The 19,788-nt window shown below is 58.3% G+C and carries 17 protein-coding genes; 4 read left to right on the forward strand and 13 right to left on the reverse strand.

The features are described 5' to 3' along the window. Positions 1-176: 176 nt before the first annotated feature. The gene (locus HY2_RS10405) at positions 177-2,354 is read right to left on the reverse strand and encodes a TonB-dependent hemoglobin/transferrin/lactoferrin family receptor (protein ID WP_034827355.1); all 2,178 of its coding nucleotides are present in this window, start codon (positions 2,352-2,354) and stop codon (positions 177-179) included. Between the two features lie 140 nt (positions 2,355-2,494). On the opposite strand from HY2_RS10405, the gene HY2_RS10410 reads away from it, so the two are divergent. Further along, the gene (locus HY2_RS10410; RefSeq protein ID WP_199285702.1) at positions 2,495-3,562 is read left to right on the forward strand and encodes a DUF6607 family protein; all 1,068 of its coding nucleotides are present in this window, start codon (positions 2,495-2,497) and stop codon (positions 3,560-3,562) included. A gap of 38 nt (positions 3,563-3,600) precedes the next feature. Here the strand turns inward: HY2_RS10410 and HY2_RS10415 are convergent, their stop codons facing one another. The 4 genes from HY2_RS10415 to HY2_RS10430 form a co-directional block, all read right to left on the reverse strand. Then, positions 3,601-6,165: an HWE histidine kinase domain-containing protein gene (locus HY2_RS10415; RefSeq protein WP_034827357.1), complete on the reverse strand. Its 2,565-nt coding sequence runs from the start codon at positions 6,163-6,165 to the stop codon at positions 3,601-3,603. A gap of 4 nt (positions 6,166-6,169) precedes the next feature. Beyond that, a complete protein-coding gene (locus tag HY2_RS10420; RefSeq protein ID WP_034827359.1) occupies positions 6,170-6,718 on the reverse strand; it encodes a biliverdin-producing heme oxygenase in 549 nt (182 codons plus the stop codon). Between the two features lie 16 nt (positions 6,719-6,734). Next, positions 6,735-7,556 (reverse strand): TIGR00282 family metallophosphoesterase, encoded by an 822-nt coding sequence (locus HY2_RS10425; protein ID WP_112061591.1) that lies wholly within the window; start codon positions 7,554-7,556, stop codon positions 6,735-6,737. An 85-nt stretch (positions 7,557-7,641) separates the two neighbouring features. Next, the gene (locus tag HY2_RS10430; protein ID WP_034827361.1) at positions 7,642-9,258 is read right to left on the reverse strand and encodes a hypothetical protein; all 1,617 of its coding nucleotides are present in this window, start codon (positions 9,256-9,258) and stop codon (positions 7,642-7,644) included. Between the two features lie 69 nt (positions 9,259-9,327). Here HY2_RS10430 and HY2_RS10435 point away from each other — a divergent pair, with 69 nt between their 5' ends. Then, positions 9,328-10,047, forward strand: coding sequence for a M48 family metallopeptidase (locus tag HY2_RS10435; RefSeq protein WP_034827362.1), 720 nt, complete (start codon positions 9,328-9,330; stop codon positions 10,045-10,047). A gap of 7 nt (positions 10,048-10,054) precedes the next feature. Here HY2_RS10435 and HY2_RS10440 read toward each other — a convergent pair whose 3' ends face one another. The 6 genes from HY2_RS10440 to HY2_RS10465 form a co-directional block, all read right to left on the reverse strand. Further along, positions 10,055-11,971, reverse strand: a complete 1,917-nt coding sequence (locus HY2_RS10440; RefSeq protein ID WP_051594912.1) for a cation:proton antiporter — start codon at positions 11,969-11,971, stop codon at positions 10,055-10,057. A gap of 41 nt (positions 11,972-12,012) precedes the next feature. Beyond that, entirely contained in the window at positions 12,013-12,537 is a 525-nt protein-coding gene (locus HY2_RS10445) for a hypothetical protein (RefSeq protein ID WP_034827364.1), read from the reverse strand. Between the two features lie 37 nt (positions 12,538-12,574). Beyond that, on the reverse strand, positions 12,575-13,585 hold the full coding sequence (locus HY2_RS10450; protein WP_034827366.1) for an endonuclease/exonuclease/phosphatase family protein: 1,011 nt from the start codon (positions 13,583-13,585) through the stop codon (positions 12,575-12,577). 53 nt (positions 13,586-13,638) lie between these two features. Continuing rightward, positions 13,639-14,514 carry a flagellar motor stator protein MotA gene (gene motA, locus HY2_RS10455; protein WP_034827367.1) on the reverse strand — a complete coding sequence of 292 codons (876 nt, stop codon included), beginning with the start codon at positions 14,512-14,514 and terminating at the stop codon, positions 13,639-13,641. An 87-nt stretch (positions 14,515-14,601) separates the two neighbouring features. Next, positions 14,602-16,437 carry an ABC transporter ATP-binding protein gene (locus tag HY2_RS10460; protein ID WP_034827368.1) on the reverse strand — a complete coding sequence of 612 codons (1,836 nt, stop codon included), beginning with the start codon at positions 16,435-16,437 and terminating at the stop codon, positions 14,602-14,604. 142 nt (positions 16,438-16,579) lie between these two features. Then, positions 16,580-17,251 (reverse strand): OmpW/AlkL family protein, encoded by a 672-nt coding sequence (locus tag HY2_RS10465; RefSeq protein ID WP_034827389.1) that lies wholly within the window; start codon positions 17,249-17,251, stop codon positions 16,580-16,582. A 353-nt stretch (positions 17,252-17,604) separates the two neighbouring features. Between HY2_RS10465 and HY2_RS10470 the strand changes: the two genes are divergently transcribed. Together HY2_RS10470 and HY2_RS10475 are read left to right on the forward strand one after the other, a co-directional pair. Continuing rightward, positions 17,605-18,738 carry an iron-containing alcohol dehydrogenase gene (locus HY2_RS10470; protein WP_034827369.1) on the forward strand — a complete coding sequence of 378 codons (1,134 nt, stop codon included), beginning with the start codon at positions 17,605-17,607 and terminating at the stop codon, positions 18,736-18,738. A gap of 123 nt (positions 18,739-18,861) precedes the next feature. After that, positions 18,862-19,230, forward strand: coding sequence for a hypothetical protein (locus tag HY2_RS10475; protein WP_162173284.1), 369 nt, complete (start codon positions 18,862-18,864; stop codon positions 19,228-19,230). A 3-nt stretch (positions 19,231-19,233) separates the two neighbouring features. Here the strand turns inward: HY2_RS10475 and HY2_RS10480 are convergent, their stop codons facing one another. Both HY2_RS10480 and HY2_RS10485 read right to left on the reverse strand, forming a co-directional pair. Continuing rightward, positions 19,234-19,575, reverse strand: a complete 342-nt coding sequence (locus HY2_RS10480; protein ID WP_034827370.1) for a hypothetical protein — start codon at positions 19,573-19,575, stop codon at positions 19,234-19,236. Between the two features lie 10 nt (positions 19,576-19,585). Next, complete coding sequence (locus HY2_RS10485) at positions 19,586-19,723, reverse strand: hypothetical protein (RefSeq protein WP_155836550.1); 138 nt, start codon at positions 19,721-19,723, stop codon at positions 19,586-19,588. Positions 19,724-19,788 lie beyond the last annotated feature (65 nt).

The following is a 19,788-nucleotide window of genomic DNA, read 5'->3' on the forward strand; positions in this document are numbered from 1 at the left end:
CGAGCGAAGTCGAAGCACGAGCGCGGTGTGGACGCATCTCTCCCGCCTTCGGAGAAGAAGGCGGGAGACCATCCCTGCCCATCCCGGGGGAAACGATCGGGATGGGATGGAGATATGGGCCACAGGGATGTCATCCGGACGAGAGAGGCAGCCGGATGGATGCGCAGGGCAGAGCCCTAACCTCCGAACTGGTAGGACAGGGCAATCTTGTAATTACGGCCCGGCTCCGACACGCCGGAATAGACGCGCTCATAGTCTTCCTCGAAGACATTCTCAATGCCGGCATCAAGGCGCGCACCGCGCAGAAACTCCGGCTGCCAAGACGCATACAGATCAAATACCGTATATCCGTCGCGCTGTTCAGCAACGGTCAGATTGCCTGCACCATCATCTTCACGTCGTTTGAAGTCACTGGCCAACTGAACGCGCGTTCCGAACCGTGCTTTCCATTCCGGCACCTTCACACCCAGATCCAAGGCAACCCGGTCTGGTGTCAGAGTGCCGAGATCAGAGCCCGTTTCGGTATCTGTTCCGTCGATGGAGGAGAAACTGGCCCGCACGTAAATGCGCTCTGCATCATAGAAGATTTCGCCTTCAAGGCCTTCCAGTTCCGCACTCGCAACATTGGCGGAGTTTGTGGTTCCTGCCGTACACGGGAAATAAGCCGACGGGGCAAAACATGTCGGGTCATAACTGAAGTTCACAGTCAGATTGATCAGGTCTTCGACATCGCTTTCGAAATAAGAGATCTTGCCTTGCAGGCGGTCGCCCTTCTGAAAGGCATCTGCAAAGTCCAGCCCGAATCCGATCTCGACAGTTTCACTGGTTTCAGGCTTCAAATCCGGATTCGGAACGAAGCTGTTGCTGACAAATACCATCTGCCCCATGCCTGGATTGAACAGGATTGGGTGCGGCACGGAGAAGTGAACGCCATCAAGATACAGCTCGTTGATGGAAGGTGCACGGAAGGCCTCTGAATAACTGGCAAAGACACGGAACCAGTTGACCGGTCCATAGCTGGCGGCAAGCCGGGGCGAGACATGATCATCCGAGCTGTCCGCTTCCGACAGATCCGAGCTGCTCTTGAATTCATCATAACGGATGCCCGGAATGATGATCAGGCTGCCCGGCAGACCCACAGGTCTTTCAATTTCTGTTTCCAGCTGCGCGAAGATGCCGATGAATTCAGACGACCCGTTCGGGACGCCGCTGCGCACGCCGTCGCTTGTTTCGGAATCTTTCCCATCCTGGCTGTCTTCATACCAATCCCCACCCATCGTGAAGACGCTGCGCGCAGATCCGATTGTGAACTCCGACGCGTTACGCAGGCTGATGCCCGTGGTTTCAATGTTGCGCCCGATTGTGCGTGGAACCGTGACATCAAATTCGTCCACTGCGGACTCGGTATCATACAGCGTCATGCTGGCATTTATGAGATCCGATGCCGGATCGAAGGTAAGGCCAAGGCGCCAGGTTTCTGTGGTGATGTCCTTGTTCACATTCCGGTCCAGCACATCATCGCCTGTACCCAGAGTGCCTTGCCCATTGTTCGGCTCAAAGGCGGAGTTGGAGAAACGCTGCCAGGAGACATCTGCCGAAACGGCATCAGAGAACTCGTAGCCGAGCTTGACGAGCCCCATGTCGATATCATCATCAGACGGCAGGCTGGCCCCATTGCCCAGTTCAATATCCCCGGACTGGCGCAGGCCAAAACTGGCCAAGCCATCAAACTTTCCCTGATGGGTGAAGCCGGTCAGCGTGCCATAGCTTTCTTCATTGACGCTTTGATAGCCTACGCGCATACGCGCGCCCCAGCTCTCCCCTTCCCGAAGGAGGTCTTCCGCATCCACCGTTTCAAAAGCCATCACGCCGCCCACAGCGCCCGAGCCATACAGCGCCGAAGCTGGCCCCCGCACAACTTCTGCCGTGCCGATGATTTCCGGGTCCAGGAAGAAGCGGCCATCATGGGCGGAGATGAAGGACTGACGTGCGCCATCCAGCAGAACCAGCACATTCTGTCCACTGAGACCGCGGATGCTCGGCGTTTCGCCTGTGCGGCGCGGACCGCCGGAAAATTCGACGCCGGGCACGTCCCGCAGCATGTCGGACGGCGCACTCGGCGCATAAAAATCAATATCCTCGCGCGTGATGACGCTGACCTGGCCTGGATAGTCAAACACCGGAATCGGGTTGGATGTGCCATAGACCGTGATGGCCTCTTCCCGGCGCTCCTCATCCGGCGCGGCCTCGTCAGCATAGGCCATGGCGGCACTGCTGGCGAGAACCAGCGCGGAGGCGGTGGACCAAATACGCCAAGCTTTCCCCGATCTGGCTGGATTGTGTGAAACTCGCATGCTACCCCTTTCTGTATATGAGAGTCATTCTCAGAAATGCGCCTAGCAGGGCTCATTTGAGTTTGCAAGTCATTCTCATAAATGATATCCGGCTTTCATGCTGCGAACAGGCAGCCAGACCAAACAGGGGAACAAGACAAATGATGAGATATATGGGGATATCACTGGGTGTACTGACGCTGGCACTAGGCGCTGGCTGCGCGAGCGCGCCGGCACAACAGGTTGCTCAGAGCGCGGCAAATAGCGCCGCGGCGTCACGAGCAGACATAGCGGAGGCGACATTCCGGCAAGACCGCGAATCGATTCTGGCGATGGCAGGCGACTACAAGGTGAAGTTCGACTTCATCGAAACCGTGCCTTTTGCTGAAAATTATGAGCTGAAACCGGAGAAGATTTCCGGCGGATATGAAGTGGTACGCGTGATTGAGGATCGCGGCGACTTCATCAGCCTGCAGCATATTCTCGTCGTCGGCGGGGATGAGAAGCTGGCTATCAAGCATTGGCGGCAGGACTGGCAATATGAGCCCCAGCGCGTGCTGGTCTTTATTGGCGGGAATGCCTGGGAGTGGCGCGAGGTGCCCGAAGCCGACCGGGCGGGCAAATGGTCCCAGACCGTCTATCAGGTGGATGATGCGCCGCGTTATGGCGCGGTCGGAGCATGGGATTATGAAGACGGCATCGCGGAATGGACCCCGCCGCGCGAATGGCGTCCCCTGCCCCGGCGCGACATGACTACGCGTGATGACTATAATGCCGTCGACGCGATCAATCGCCATGCCATTACGCCTTGGGGCTGGGTGCATGAGCAGGATAACAGCAAGCTGGTTCTGGCAGGCGAGCCGCATGTCCTGGTGCGCGAAGTGGGGGTCAACACCTATCGCCACAATAGCGATTTTGACGCGTCCATCGCGACAGACTACTGGGCGTCCACGGAAGAGTTCTGGGCCGCCGTGCGGGATGAGTGGACCCGTATCGAGACCGAAAACCAGCGCTTTGCCATCACGATCAAGGGAGAGACGGAAGATCTCTACATTCCCCTGCTGGAGCTGGCGGAAAGCGTAGCGGACGGGGAGAAACCTCTGGCAGAGGCGTCGACGGAAGCCCGCGCGGTGATCCGGTCCTTTATCACGTCCGACATTGGCACGATCGACTCGCGGTTGCGCCCGACAAGCGATAGCCAAGCCAAAACGGTCGAGGCCGCCCACTAAAAGACAGAAAGTCTGGTAAGGGGACGGGCTGCCGCCCCTTACACGACTTTCCCGATGGCGCGCTCAACGGTGATACTGTTGTAAGGTTTTTTCACCACCGATGCATTCGGGAAACGTTCGAGCATGCTGATGGCATCCCCGTATCCTGTTGCAAAGACGAACGGAATATTCTTTTCGACCAGTTTTTCCGCAACGGGCTCACTCGTCTCATCCCCCAGGTTTACATCCAGAAGCGCGAACGTAATGTCTGATTTCTCCAACTGATCCAGCGCTTCTGACACGTCGGCGGCAAGCGCGACATCAGAGGCGCCCATCTGCTTGAGCATCTGCTCTGCATCCATCGCAATGATGATATTGTCTTCCAGCACCATGACACAGCCAGAGAGGCCAGCCTTGTTCTGCGCTTGCTGTTCCGGCAACGGAGATTTCTTATGGGAAACCTGCCTACCATTCGGCAGGCTGACATAGTCTTCCGGGACGACGAATCGCGCTTCGACGCCTGACATCTCGTAGCGCAGACTGGCCTTGCCCCCCAGTTCATACGGAATGGAACGCTCGATAATTGTCGTGCCAAACCCGGTCCGCGTCGGCTGGGACGTAATTGGCGGACCGCCGATTTCCTTCCAGTCGATCACAAGACCGCCATCCGATTTCAGGCTGAGAGCAATGCGCAAACTGCCATTCGTGTCACAGAGTGCGCCGTACTTGGCAGAATTTGTCATCAATTCGTGGATCACGAGCGAAAGCGTTCCGAAAGCCTGCGGAGAGACAAAAACATCCTCACCTTCAATGCGTACACGCGAAGCTTTCAGCCCAAGATAGGCCTCTGCCTCTGTCTCGATCAGCTCCCGAACTGATGTTGGTTGCCATTTTTTATCTGTGATCTGATCATGCGCACGGGCAAGAGCATGGATACGCCCGCCAATCACCTGCGTAAATTCAGACACGCTGCGGGCTTCAGCCTGGCTCTGGTTTACCAGCCCCTTGATCAGGTTCAGAATGTTCCGGACTCGGTGATTAAGCTCTGCGATCAGAAGCTCCTGACGCTCCTGAGCTTTCATACGCTCCTGTACGGTCGCATCCGCCATCCGCAATATGACTTCCAGCAAGGTGAGACGTAGCGAGTTTGCGGCCCGCACTTCAGCCTCGGTCCAGGGTGCGCTGGTATTCCGTACAACTTCCTTCCAGGCTTCGAAGCTCTTGCGCGGCGTCAGGCGCGCGCCATTCGGACCATGCGTGACAGCCTTTTGGGGATTACCTGCCCAGGTAACGGAATTCACCACTTCACGGCGGAACAGAACAACATAGTCACGCGGCGCACGCGACACAGGCAAGGCCAGCATACCGGCAGCCTTGTGAGCAAAGTCCCTGGCCGGAGGATATACATCACTCAGATTTTTGGTGTGGTAGACGCGGCTGGCCGCAGTTGTATTCAGGAACTTTACCAGCCCTGTGAATTCTTCCTTCGTTGGCGTATGGCCAAGGGATTGGAATTCCCCTTCCACCCAGCCAATGGCCCCGTCATATGGGATGACATCCTCAATCGCTTCGACGATCAGACTGAAATTCTCGACAATGGAAGAATCTTCCGCGAGCTGCGACATCAGCCGGTCATGCAGTAGCTGCGCCCCGGCGGCATCAAGTCGGGCCTCATCGCTCTGCTTCTGCTCCAGAACAAAGGCAAAGAGCTGGCCGAAGAGTTCCGCGGCCGACCGCACATCATAGGAGAGCGTTTTCGGCGTCTCATGGTGACAGGCAAACAGCCCCCACAACTCACCCCGGCGCAGAATTGAAATCGAAAGCGACGCTTCGATCCCCATATTCTTCAGATATTCCAGATGGATTGGCGAAACAGCGCGCGTGCCGCTGAGTGACAGATCCAGCGGCTCCCCTTCCGGACTGAGCGTCGGAACAATCTCAATCCCGTCATCTGATACATCGGCGATAATGCGCAGCAGATTTCGCGTGTAGAGCTTCCGGGCCTGTTTCGGAATGTCAGTGGCCGGATAGTGAAGCCCCTTGAAACTGTCCATGCCGGCACGCCGGGATTCGGCGATCACCTCACCAGATCCATCATCGGAAAACTGATAGACCATCACACGGTCAAAGCCGATCAGATGGCGCAGTTGCCGGGCGGCATCCTCGCACAAATCCTCGGACGTTTCGGCCTTGCCGATACGTTCGATCATAGGGCGGACATAGGACGTATAATCGGCGCGCTTGTTCTGTGTATGACGCTCAAGCTCAATGATGATGGAGCGGCCGGACAAGTGCACGGCCACATCAAAGGTCTCGTCAGCGTCAGTCAGCTTCACGGCAAACAGACGCTCCACGGCATCCACACCAGCCAGCAGCGGCAGGCGGGACCGGATGAGCTTTATGGCATCCTCATCAATATATTCGACAAGCGGGGTGCCCACCATATTCTGCACATCCGCCCCGATGAAGGCAGAGATATTCCGCGATACATGATTGATGATCCAGTCGGCAGAAACGGAAATCAACGCTCCGAAAGCCTGAATACGGCCCGGAATGTGGATGGGTTCTTGATCGCAATTCGTTAGATCTACAGGGGTGTCCTGAGGGATGAAGCCCTCACTCATCTGATTATTCAAGTAACCCCCTGTCCAACAACGCGCACGCAGAAGAAAAAATTGTGAACCCTACCCTGGCAGACTTCATAATCTGAAGGACTTCCGCTTCATCCGCATCGAGACCAGACGCGTGACGAAGAAAAAGGTTCCAATCAGATTCCGCTTTCAGGGATGAAAGATAATTACCTGCAGTCTGGACCACAGTATTTTCAGTTGCCTTCCATTGAAGATAAAGGAATCTAGCACCCAGACTGCTTCCGGCGATAACATAGATTAATCCAAGAGGGTGCGGCTCACCTGGGTCTGGCTGATCCTCCCAGCGCGGTAGCGGTGCGCCCAGTGCGGACAAATCCTGCCTGATTTCCGGCAGCAGAAGGCGCGGCGCAGGTAGGTCCATATGCCCCGTCATCACCGGTTTGAGACAGGTGAGAGCCAGATAGTTGATCTGCAAATAAGCTGTCAGGCCTTGTGGCGTCGTGAGGTCATGCCGACTCATCATGGCATCCAGCCTTGCATGATCCTCGGCGGTCTCCGCCCTCAAACGCTGTCGCAATGTCTGCATGACGGGCACGAACAGCCTATTCCGGAATCATTTCACTGAGGCGGCCTCCGAGACGGATCTGCTCAATGCGTGTGGCAAGGCCTGTACGGTCATCGGTCTCGATATAGGTGCCGCACAGCGTGCCTTCGCCGAGGGCTGGCTGGTAACGTTCACCAGGCAGCTGAGTGATGAAACGATGCAGGGAAATCTGCTTCTGCATGCCGATGACGCTGTCATAATCCCCGCACATGCCGGCATCTGTCTGATAGGCCGTGCCGCCCTCCAGGATCATCGTATCCGCAGTGGGAACATGTGTATGGGTACCCACGACAAGGCTGGCACGGCCATCGCAATGATGCCCCATGGCCATCTTCTCGCTGGTCGCCTCGCAATGCATATCCACGATGATGGCATCGGCAACCGCCCCAAGCGGCATGGAATCCAGCGCCTCATCCACTGCAGCGAAGGGGCAAGGCAGGGCCTGGCGCATGAAAACATTGCCCTGCACCTGGACCACACCCACACGGCGACCGTCAGGCAGGGAGAAAAGATGTGCGCCCCTGCCCGGCGCCTGCGCGGCGGGGGGGTAATTGGCGGGGCGAAGCAGACGCGGCTCGCGCTCGATATAGGTCAGGGCTTCGCGCTGATCCCAGGCATGATCGCCCAATGTGAGGCAGTCTGCGCCAGCCGCGAAGAATTCCTCGGCAATAGCACTTGTCAGACCAAAGCCGCCGGCGGAGTTTTCCGCATTCACAACGGCAAAGTCGAGACGCAGTTGGGCTTTCAGGCCCGGCAGGTGATCAAGGACCGCCTGACGGCCGGGTTTTCCGACCACATCTCCGAAAAAAGCGAGTTTCATGAAAGCCCCTATGCCCTGCCCTGCGCGCAAAGAAAAGCGCGCGTATCCATCTGGACACGCGCGCCAATCCATAAGGGTCGCCTGATTATTTGTTCGTGGCAGAGAAGCCGAGTGACTCTTTGGTCAGGGCAGACGGATCTTCCATCTCGGCCAGCGTGGACACTTTCAGCGGCGTCTTTGGCTTCAGCGAAATGGTCAGCGTCTTCGGATCGGTGATGAAGCTGGACAGCGCCGTTGAGGCCTCTGTAGCCAGTTCCATGTCGATACCGGAGCCAGATGCCATCATCGGCAGCATGGCCATCATGCCGGCCATCTGGTTGCGGACCTGCTGCGGGTCTTCCCCGCTTTGAGCCGCATAGGCATTAAAGGCGCGGTCGACGATGCCATCATCATCAAGGGCCATCTCGAAAGAATGGATGGTCAGCTTTTCCATCATCGCGTCGAACATTGCCGACGGGTCTTGCGTGCCAGAATCCATTTCGGCAGCCTGGCTTTCCGCCATGCCAGCGGCGCCAGCATATTTAGCACCGAAGTCCAGACGGAAGCCATCTTTCAGCTCCCAATAGTTCTTGCCCTTTGCAAGGGTGACGATGTCGGCGTCCGGATCATAGGTCTGCTCACCCGCCATGGTCAGTTCGAGCTTTTCATAGCCCAGCATCGCGAGTTGGGCGCCGAGTTGCTCACCCAGTTTGCCTTCACCTGCCGTCAGGGTCATTTTCACCGGCTCGGTGGTGACCTTCACGGCGCGCCCCTTTTTGTCCTTGGAAACCTTGGAAACCATCTTCGGCATGTCGAACGTGACGCCAGACATATCGACATCAAAATCCTTGATGTCGATGGAGTCATAGCCTGGGTTCGCCGGATCTTTCGGGTTAAGGCCAGCCATGAAGCCGGACTCAAAGCTGTCTTCCAGCTTTTCGCCCTCTTCCGGCATGAACATGCCCCAGTCGAAACCGCGAATGTCGATGTTTCCGATATTGGCCTTCATGTCCATGTCTTCAGACGGATCGTACATGTCAAACGTCATGTCTTTCAGAAGCATCTGAGCGGCCTTCTGGTCTTTCAGGCCCGTGACAGAGACATTGTTGATCAGGAAGTTGCCCTTGCTGCCATCCTCGTCATCAACCTTGAAGTCCAGGCCGTTCATGGACCACAGGTCAAAGGACAGCGCGTCACCTTCCGGCATGTCGATCGGTTCGCCTTCGCCAAACAGGCTGGCGACCCAGGCGGCCACTTCCGGAGACGGGTTGACCAGCTCGATAGACTTGATCGCGCCGCTGCCGTCCGCGCTCTCTTCAGGATCAGCCGCCGTCATCGTGATGTCAGACATCACCATACGGGAGAAGTTTGCCTTGCCGTCGATCATGCCGAGGCCTTCAAACTCCAGCTTGCCGGCTTTGACGTCCGTACCGTCCAAAGCGTCTTCATCATCAGACTCTGCTGCTTTCAGCGTAACATCCGTAAAGACCGCTTTGGCGCCATCCAGTTTGCTGCTGCCGAAGGCGATGCGACCAGATTCAGAGGAATCCAGGGACAGCACAGACAGAACCTGACCGGCTGTAGCAGGGTCGCCCTTGCGAAGTTTAACATCGGTACCGGCGCTGCTGGCATACTCAGCACCAGCTTCCTTAACCGGCTTGTCTTTGTCCCCGCAAGCCGTAAGCATGGCGATGGCGGCAACGCCTGTGAGCAGATATTTCATGTATTAGTCCCTTTAATCAATGGTCCCAGCGAGTGGTTCGCGCCCGTCACCTAGGATGAGATTATTAACATGGCATACAACAATGGCCAGACCATGACACTCAATGGGCCAGGCGGACACAAAATCAAGGTACGGTTGGAGGTTAATTCCAAGGCACGGCGGCTGATTCTGCGTCTCGACGAACGTCGACGCGAGGCGGTGGCAATTGCACCGACGCGTCGGCAGATCAAGGATGCTGCTGCATTTGCTGCAGAGCGCGTCGACTGGATTTCAAGCCGCCTTCAGCATCTACCCGAGATTGTCAGTTTTGAGGAGGGCAGCGTGATTTCCTATCGCGGCCAGCCCTGCCGCCTTACTTCAGAGGGTGATGGCCGCCTTGCGCGCATGATACCAGGCGAAATTCCGACTCTTTCTGCGCCGGGCGCCCCCGAAACCCTGGACCAGCGCGTGCTTCGCTACCTGAAAAAACAGGCGCGTGCCGACATAACACGTGCCGTCAAACGGCACGCGGCCACGCTGGGCGTTGAGTATAAAGGTATTTCCGTAAAGGATACGCGCTCCCGCTGGGGGTCCTGCACGGCAGACGGCCAATTGTCCTTTTCCTGGCGGCTGATCATGGCACCGTCAGATGTTCTGGACTATGTGGCCGCGCATGAATGCGCCCATCTGCTGGAAATGAACCATTCCCCGCGCTTCTGGGCCCATGTTGCGACATGCTGCCCGGATTGGAAGCGGCTGCGCGCCTGGCTGCGTACGCATGGCATGGAATTGCAGGCAGCGGGAGCTTAAAGCCCCCCTAGTCAGCGACAACTTCCGCCTGCTCAACCGGGGTCTCAACCTCACGCGCCGGACCGAAACTGATCAGGGTCACGCCTTCACCGCCCCGCGCTTCGCGGTTCGGTCCCAGGAATATAAGGCTGCCATCCGGACGGATTTCCGCAATCAGGTCTGCCTTCGGCCGGTCTTCGCGGAAATCGGCGATGTCATACTCATCGGTCAGTTTTGTCTTGCCGAAGGTCCAGCCGCGATAATGATCCCGGATGAGACTGTCATAGCCCCTGCCCCGGCGGATCAGCGTACGCCCGCGCGTGCCCATCCCGATCGCGCGAGGGTCTTCGTCCTCGGTATCCTGCGCGGACAGCTGATACACTTTGTGGCGGCCAAGCTCCGGGGCGAAATGGCCTGATACAAGCGCATTGTAAGGCTCATTGGCCGACAGACCGACCACCTGGTCGAAAGCCGCATGGTCGAGTCGCACTTCAGCGTCTTCGGACAGCACTTCCCCAAAGAACGTATTCAGACCCGCCTCCCGCGCAGGACGCAGGCGGCGCCAGTTATTGTCCGCCATGATCGGTTCAATGCCGACATCCCTGAGCGTCTTGGCCAGATCAATACTCCAAGGATTGACCCCGACCATCAACACGCCAGGGCGTTCCTTGCGCGCCAGACCCAGCCGCCGGGCCAGCGGCCCGATGGTGAAGCCATGCAACACCACAGTGACGAACACCATGGCAAAGGCCAGAGGCGTGATCTGCTCCGCCCCGGAGAAATAGAAGCGGGAATCCCCACGCCGGGCGAGATCTTCCAGCAGGGTCGCGAACAGGCTGGACACGGCAACAGCCACAATCCCGCGCGGCGCAATCCAGCCGAGCAGCAGCGCTTCATTGCGCTTCAACGTGCCAAAGGTGGCGATCCAGACCGACAGGGGACGCACGATGAACAGCATGCACAGCAGGAAGGCCAGCGTGTTCCAGGTCAGCGCACGCCGGATGACATCTGGCGTCAAATTGGCCGTCAGGATGACGAAGACACCCGACACCAACAAGACCGCGATGTCTTCCTTGAACTTGCGCAGTTCCGCGAGACCGGCAAGGCGCGAATTGGCCAGCGTCATGCCATAGGCCGTGACAGCCACGAGGCCGATTTCCTTCTCGACCATTTCCGCCAGCGCATAACACAGGATGATCGACGCAAAGATGATGGGGGCCTTCAGATATTCCGGCGTCCAACCCTGGCGGAAGGCGCGCACAATGCCCCAGCCAAAAGCAAAGCCCAGACCGACACCAATCGCCGCGGCAACGACAATCATCGCCCCCTTGCCCAGTATGGACTCCCCGGTTGCAGCAACCCGGATGATCTCAAAAGCGGCAACAGCAAACAGCGCGCCGACAGGATCGTTCACAATGCCTTCCCATTTCAGGAACTGTCCGGTCCGGCCGCCCAGCTTGGACTGACGCAGCAGCGGCATGATCACGGTTGGGCCTGTCACGACCAGAACGCCCGCAAAGACAACAGCGCTGCCCCAGTCGAGACCGGCAGCATAACGGGCCGCCAACGTGCCAAGCCCCCAAGCCAGAGGCCCGCCAAGGAATACCATGCGCCGTACGGCTGCGCCGGCATCGCGCAAATTCTCGAATTTCAGGACAAGGCCACCCTCGAACAGGATGACCGCAACCGCCAGAGACACGATCGGTCTGAGCAACTCATTCCCGCCGCCATTGAATACTTTTTCGGGGTTCAGCAGAGGCTCACCGAAAATAATGGACCAGAGTGGCCCGACAGCCAGCCCAGCCAGAGCCATCAGAACGATGGCCGGTGCCTGGATACGCCAGGCTACCCATTGCGCACCGATGCCCAGCGCACCGATCAGGGCGCAGGCAAAGATCAGCTCGCTCGATCCGGCGGCTGCCAGTGCGAATTCAAGTTCGTTCATACACGCCCCATCAATGGTGCATTGCCCCGCCAGCCTGGAACCTAGGCTTGCCGGACGTTGATGTCATCAGCAAAGTCGAAACCGATCTCCCGGGTGCCATAATCCCCATCCTTGTAGCGCTCTATACGCCCGGCAAACCAGAGCAATATATGGTTATAGAGATGATCATAAAAAGGCTGAGGGTCTGCATCCGTTAGAGGCAACCTGAATTCGTATTCCGAACCGTCCTCAATTTGAACGATGAAAGTCTCGCCAATCTTGCGGCATTCCATGGTAAGCCGCAGCCAGTCCTGCTCTCGCGAGACCCGCACAGCGAGCCCAAAAGAGATTGGCCCCAGAAGGCGAAAGCCGCGTGGCGGCAGGGAAAATGCCTTGTCGCCATATTCTCTGGGCTCGAACTGGCCGGTCGGTGGCACAAGATGCACGCAGACCCCGTCACCGGAGCCCAGATAGTCGCAGAAGCCACTGCGCACTTCGCCCGCCAGCAGACGGATACGGTCATAGTTTTCGGCCGCGAGTGCCTGATAGGTCTCGACGGTCTCGATCAGTTTGTCAAAGCGTGACACAGCCTTGCGGCTCCCATGATTATTACAGTTATGGACACTAGAGCGATACGTCCCGGCCTTCAAACCTTAAGGTCGCCGCCATGGGACAATGATCAGAGGCTTTCGGCGTCTTCCAGCCCACGCCTGGAAAGCGAAACCCCTGATAGCGATCCGCAATATAGGGCGCACCGGAACGAATGATCTTCACATCAGGCGCCGGGTTCAGCGCGGCCAGGCGCGGCGACAGAAACATGTGATCCAGCGCGCCATATGTCCCATCCCCATTATAATGGTGGGTCCAGCGCTCAAACGGGTCCGGAATCGCACGGCTAGCCAGATCCACAGCGAAATCATCTTCCAGTAGCGGCCCCAGGCCATGCGGCGAAACCGACTGGCCGTCGACTTCCCAATAGTCATTGAAGTCACCCAGAATGACCCATTCCTCATCTGCAGGCCGGTCAAAGCGCTGCCCGATGATGCGGCGCACGGCGCAGGCTTCTGCCTCACGAGTAGGCGCTGTGCGTTCACGCCCCCCATGCATGGACTTGAAATGACAGACGAAAAGCGTCAGCGCGCGGCCATCCTTCTGAATGTCCACCTCCAGACAATCGCGGCGGAAAGCATAATCATTCACCGAAGCCCCCGGCGGCGGGGCAATGTCCAGCCGGCCATAGGTGGCGCGGGCATGGCTGCGCTGAAAGATGACCGGCAATCTGGAGAGCAGGCCGACATCAATGCCGCGTGTATCATTGCCTTCATGCAGCACACGCTCTCCAAAGGGCTGGCCAGCCCAGGGCGCGATATAGCGATTGTCGAACGCCGTTAGGGTGACGAGGTTTTCGACCTCCTGCAGGGCGCAAACTTCCGCACCTGTGGCCGCAAGCGCCTGCGCCGTCAGCGTTCGATCATCTTCGGAGAGAACATCAAAGACAGCATCGACCTGTTCGGCCACCAGCGCATCGTCCACTTCCGTCAGCCGGTCCCGCGCATTGGGAAGGCCTGATCGTGCGAAATCACACCGCATCATCAGGTTCTCACAATTGAACGTGGCGAGGCGGATCTCAGGCATCAAAAACTGATGCGGTCTGACGGGGACAGGGTCAATCGCGAATGACTGCCCGATCAGGCTGCAGCGCGCTCAGCAAAGCGGCGGGCGGTCTGGGCCTGCTCGACGTCTTCGGCGGCCGGGCGCTGCTCTGCGGGAATGCTAGTGCGGCCAAGCTCCACCGCGATTCCGGGCTGCACACCGCTGCCAAAGGCCGACAGAACCGTACGCACCACGTCCAAGGGTTGGGCCTCATCTTCCACGATCTGGCCAAAGCGCGCGGCAACCGGACCAACCAGTCCATAGGCCAGAAATACACCGAGAAATGTGCCGAGGAGCGCTGAGCCGATCATGGAGCCAAGTACGGCAGGTGCCTGGTCAATCGAGCCCATCGTGCGGATGATACCCAGAACCGCCGCAACAATGCCGAGGGCCGGCAAGGCATCTGCCAGCGTGTTCAAGGCGCCGACAGCTTTCATGCGCTGGCCAAGATGCAGGGCGACGGATTGCTCCATATGCGCATCGGCGCGGGCCGGGTCTGACAGATCCAGCGCCATAAGGCGGAAGGCATCGCAGATCATGTCCCGCACGGCAGGGTCTGCTTGAACGGCGGGCGCGCTGGCGAACAGGGCCGAATTCTCCGGATCTTCAATGTCGGCCTCGATGGCAACAAAACCGCCCTGGCGCACTTTGCGCATCATGGCGGAGAGGAGAACGAGCAGGTCCTGATGCTGTGATCGCTGCCAGCGGCTGCCACGAAAGGAGCGAACGAACCCGCCAAGGGCCTGGCGTGCAACTTGAGTAGAATTGCCGATCAGAACCGTGCCGATGGCTGCGCCGCCGATCAAGGCAAGCTCAAAGGGCAATGCTTCCATGGCCCCCTTCCCGCCCGTCAGGACGAGACCGCCCATGACAAGGACGACAACCAGCACAAGGCCAAGCAATTGCGGCAAGAGGTGCACTCCCGGTTTACCAGCCGGCACAGTGGCACATTCATCTTAAGCCAAGCTTACAAGGCACAAAGGCCCCTGCTCTTCCAACTAACTGACCAGCAGGCCTTCCGTGCCGAGAACCGGGTCATGCTCCGCCACCAGATGGCCGGGCGAAACCTCAACCAGTTTGGGCCGATACTGATCCACATCCCCATCATCAACGAGTTTGGATTTCAGGAACCGCAGTGAGGCACGGGAATCGAGCGGGCTTGGCAGATCTCCGCTCAGCCTCAGCCGCTCGCGACTGCGTTCGCTTTGCGGGTCTGCGTTCGGCACGGCGGCGATCAGGGCCTTGGTATAGGGATGGCGCGCATCGGTGTAGATCTTGTCGCGGCCTGCCAGCTCAACCACCCGGCCAAGGTAGAGCACCATGACACGGTGACTGATCTGGCGCACGACGGCGAGGTCATGACTGATAAAGATCATCGCCAGACCGAATTCCTTTTGCAGCTCGATCAACAGGTCCACCACTTGGGCCTGAACCGACACGTCGAGGGCAGAGACCGCCTCATCGCAAATGACCAGTTTGGGCTGCAGGATCATTGCGCGTGCAATACCGACGCGCTGATTCTGGCCGCCGGACAGCTCATGCGGATAACGATTGATCATGGCCGGATCGAGCCCGACACGCGGCATGATCTCGCGGACTTTCTGGTCACGCTCCTTGCGAGACAGGTTTGGCTGATGAACCTGTAGCGGCTCGGCAATCGACGCGCCGATGCTCATGCGTGGGTCAAGACTGGCCAGCGGATCTTGGAAGACGATCTGAAGATCATCACGCAGGCCGTCCATCTCCTTGCGCCCGGCCTTGGCGATATCCTTGCCAAGCCAGGCAACGGTGCCATCCGTTGGCGGAATAAGCTTCAGAACGCCCCGCGCCAGCGTTGACTTGCCACATCCGGACTCGCCCACTACGCCCAGCGTCTCGCCCGGCTTCAGGTCAAAGGACACACCATCCACGGCCTTCAGCGGCTTGGTCTTGCCGAAAAGGCCGCCTTTCACGCTGATCGGGAAGTGCACTTTCATGTCCTGAACCTGCAGCACAGGGGCGGTATCGTCCGGCGGCGGCGGCGTCAGCACCGGACGGCCAGGCCGGTCCGGCTCATCAATGCGCGGCACGGCAGACAGCAGCATTTTGGTATAGTCTGCATGCGGATTGTAGAAAATATCATCGACATTGCCACGCTCGACAATTTCGCCGTGGCGCATGACAATCACACGATCACACATGCGGGCCACAACGCCCATATTGTGCGTGATCAGCGCAATGCCGGTGCCGGTTTCGCGCTTCAACTCGTCCATCAGTTCCAGCACCTGCGCCTGGACGGTCACATCAAGCGCCGTGGTCGGCTCGTCCGCCAGCAGCAATTCCGGATTGCACAGCATGGCCACGGCAATCATCACGCGTTGGCGCATGCCGCCGGACAATTCATGCGGAAACTGGTTCATGCGGCGGGCAGCTTCAGGAATACGCACATTCTCCAGCCATTCGACGCAGATCTTGTCGGCTGCCTCACCTTTCAATCCCTTGTGCAGGGCGAGGACTTCGCGCATCTGCGCGCCGACCGTCATGTGGGGCGTCAGACTGGTCAGCGGATCCTGAAAGATCATCGACATGCGCGCGCCGCGGATTTCCCGCAGCTTGGCGTCCGGCGCATCCAGCATGTTGATGCCGTCAAACTCGATCCGGCCCGTCGCCGCGCCGTTGCCGGCCAGCAGGCCAAGCGCCGAGAGGGCCGTCTGGCTTTTGCCAGAGCCACTTTCGCCGACAATGCCCAGACATTCGCCCTTGGACACGTCGAAACTGATACCTTTGACCGCCTCGACTTCGCCATCCGGCGTATCGAAGGTCACCCGCAGATCTTTGACAGATAGAATAGCCATACCCGTAATCTCTATACGCGCGGGGCCATTGCGCAATGATCGAGTGCAGAAAGCAGAAAAAAGGCCGCGTTCCTTGGGAAAACGCGGCCTTGGAGTTCAGGACCGAAACAGAAAGGGGGGTGCTCCGGCCCTCAGAGCGGGCTCAGAACTTGTATCCGAGCCCCAGACCCACCACGAGTGGATTGATGTCCACGTCTGCATCCACTGTCGCGTTAAGCGCTGTGGTGAAATCAACCGTTACGTCTGTATTGATCCAGATTTTCTTGATGTCGGCATTGATGGCCCAACCACCTGGCACGCCGTCCAGATCGTAGTCCACACCGGCCTGCAAGGCGAAACCATAGCTCGGATCATAGTCGATGCCGTCAGCTACAGGGCCTTTGTCTTCATTGAAGAAGAAGGTGGCGTTCACACCAGCGCCCACATAGGGCTTCCACTGGCTGTCATTCACGAAATGGTACTGCAGCGTCAGGGTCGGCGGCAGCAGCGTGACATCGCCAAGATCCACATTCGCACCATTAACAGCGGCAACATTCGTCGCTTTCACATCATGCGGTGTGACACCGAGGATCAGCTCGGCAGCAATGTTCTTCGTGAAGAAGTAGGTGATGTCCAGTTCAGGAACATACTGGTTGCTGATCTCAACATCGCCGCCCAGAGGAGCGCCTGCGACGGAAAGGTCACCGGACTCATCCGGCAGTACCCCGATGACCCGTCCCCGTACCATCCACGGATTTTCGTCCGCAGAGGCAGCAGGTGCTGTTCCGAGCCAAGTCGCCCCGGCAACCAAAGTGGCAAGGAGAAGCTGTTTCATAATCATTTCACTCCAACATTTGGCGCAAACGGCTGCGCCCGATGACCCCCACCTAGACCCCTGTTTTGATAAAGATAAGCGTGCAGTTTGACGCGCGGGCGCGTGTCGCGCGACACAGCCGCGCGACTAGGTATTCCCCCCAATTGCCGACCTGCCAGCCCCTCGTCATCTTGGTCTTCGTGCGACGGGAAACGGCCCCCAGAGGGTCCATAATCTGCACTCCCTTCCCCTTCACGCAATATCAGCCTCACAAAGCCTATGCCGGAAGGGTTTTCCCACGGTCAGGCTTGAACTTTGCCCTGACGCTGGGGCAGATGGGCGCAGAGGAAAAAGCCCCAGCGAGGAACACCCAAATGCCCGTCATCACCTATCTGACCACATGCATCTTTGACTCCGGTGCGCTCAAACAGCTGGCTGGAACCGCAAAGAGACTCGGCATGAGTCGCCCCTTTATCGTTACAGACCAGGGTATCAAGACCGCTGGAATCCTGGGCAAGGTGGAAGACGCCCTCGGCGTTGCCCCGGCTGGCGTATTCGATGAAACCGTCTCAAACCCGACCGAGAAGCAGGTCGACGAAGCGACAGCCCGCTACAAGGAATGCGGTGCAGACGGTGTCATAGCCCTTGGAGGGGGATCCTCCATGGATTTGGCCAAGGCCGTCTGCCTGCTGGCCAGCCATGACGAACCGCTGGAATCCTATGCCGCGATTACGGGCGGGGCCAAGAAAATCGGCAAGGTCGCACCGCTGATCGCCATTCCCACCACGTCTGGCACAGGCTCTGAAGTGTCTGTGGGGATGATCGTGACGATGAATAACGGCCGCAAGGAAACCTTTGTCTCACCGAATCTGATCCCGGCAACCGCAATTTGCGACCCGGACCTGACCCTCGGCCTTCCCCCTCACCTCACCGCGGCCACAGGCATGGATGCCGTTACCCATTGTATCGAAGCCGTGCTGGCGCCGAGTGTGAACCCACCGGCAGAAGGTATTGGCTATGAAGGCATCTATCGCGCCATCGGGGATGGCTGGCTGCGCAAGGCGGTCAAGGATGGCTCGGATGCAGATGCCCGCTGGCACATGATGATGGCGAGTTATGAAGGCGCGCTGGCCTTTGTGAAAGGACTTGGGGGCGTGCACGCCCTGTCTCACGCGGCGGGCCGCCTGCATGAGAAGAAGCTGCACCATGGCACACTGAACGCAATATTCCTGCCGCATATCCTTCGCTTCCACGAGGGCGCCGCAGACGCGAAATATGCCCGCCTGCGCCAGGCTATGGGCCTTAAACCCGGCGCAGACCTTGCCCAGGCGATTGAAGAACTGAATGCGGATATCGGCATTCCGGACAATCTTTCGGCAATTGGACTGACCGCAGAAGATGGGCCTGGCATTGTCGATTATGCGCTGAAGGATCTGGCCCATTTCGGCAATCCGAAGCCGATGAGCGCAGATGATTACGCCAAAGTGTACGAAATAGCGCTCGGCTAAGCCCTGAAGACGCGGCGGGTCACACTCTTTCGCTAGGCGAAGGGGCGAATCCTGCGCATACTTGCACCCATGCTTCAGGGATTCGCCGCTACTTCAACACATCTGGGTCTGATCTGCTGCGCCATGGCGATCGGGGCCTCCTGGGTCGCCGCGATCGCCTCGCCCAATTGCAGCTATGACAAGCTGGATGGCAGCCGGGCCGACCGACATGTGCGTGAATTGCTGCACATGACCTCTACCCCGATTGCCGGCATGATGCTGGCCTCGGGGGCCTTGTTTCTACTGTCCAGCAGCTGGGCCGCAGGCGTCACAGCACTGCTGGCCGCGTTTGGCTTCTTTTCGAATAGATGGATGCTCGCGCCCAAGACCGGAAAGAACCCGAAAGGCGTGCGCACCAGCCGAAAGGGTCAGCGGGCAGTATCGGTCAGCCTGTCGCTGATGTTCACGCTGATTGCCATCATTGCGGCAATCCTGGCCATGGTTGGCATCTGACCGCTAGACATAAACCAGCCAGAGGCATCCCATTTCGTGCAGCTTGCGGAAATTGTCTGCAGATTTGCGGGCTGCGCTGCGAGCGATGGAACCGGCCGTCTTGCGATTAACCGACAGCATCAGCACGCACACCGCCAGACCCGGCATGAACATCCACCAGACATAGGCAATTGAGGCCAGCACACCGAGCAGGCAGATCAGGTAGGCTAGAGCGTCCAGTATGCGGAAGCGGGCATGCATATAGCGACCAAAATCATTCAATAATTCCGGATGTTTATGCAGGGTCTCGGCGTCAATTGCGAAAACCTGACCCGGCGCTTGCTCATAGACCAGAGCCCGCGTCATGCGGCCACCTTTATGCGGATTGGGTTGGCATTTGAGAAACATGGCCTGTCAGCTCCATTACAGAGATGAAATTTACCAGCGCAGCTTTAATCGGGTGCTGGAGGAAACAGGCCAAATCAACTGATTTTGCCAAGGCTTCCTTAGCCATCAAACTTGCGCCTGTCTGGTGAATCCGTTTGCTCTGCCGGATTTTGACACTTATGCTGCATTGCA

It is taken from the genome of Hyphomonas pacifica (assembly GCF_000682675.1).
GTDB classification, from domain to species: domain Bacteria; phylum Pseudomonadota; class Alphaproteobacteria; order Caulobacterales; family Hyphomonadaceae; genus Hyphomonas; species Hyphomonas pacifica.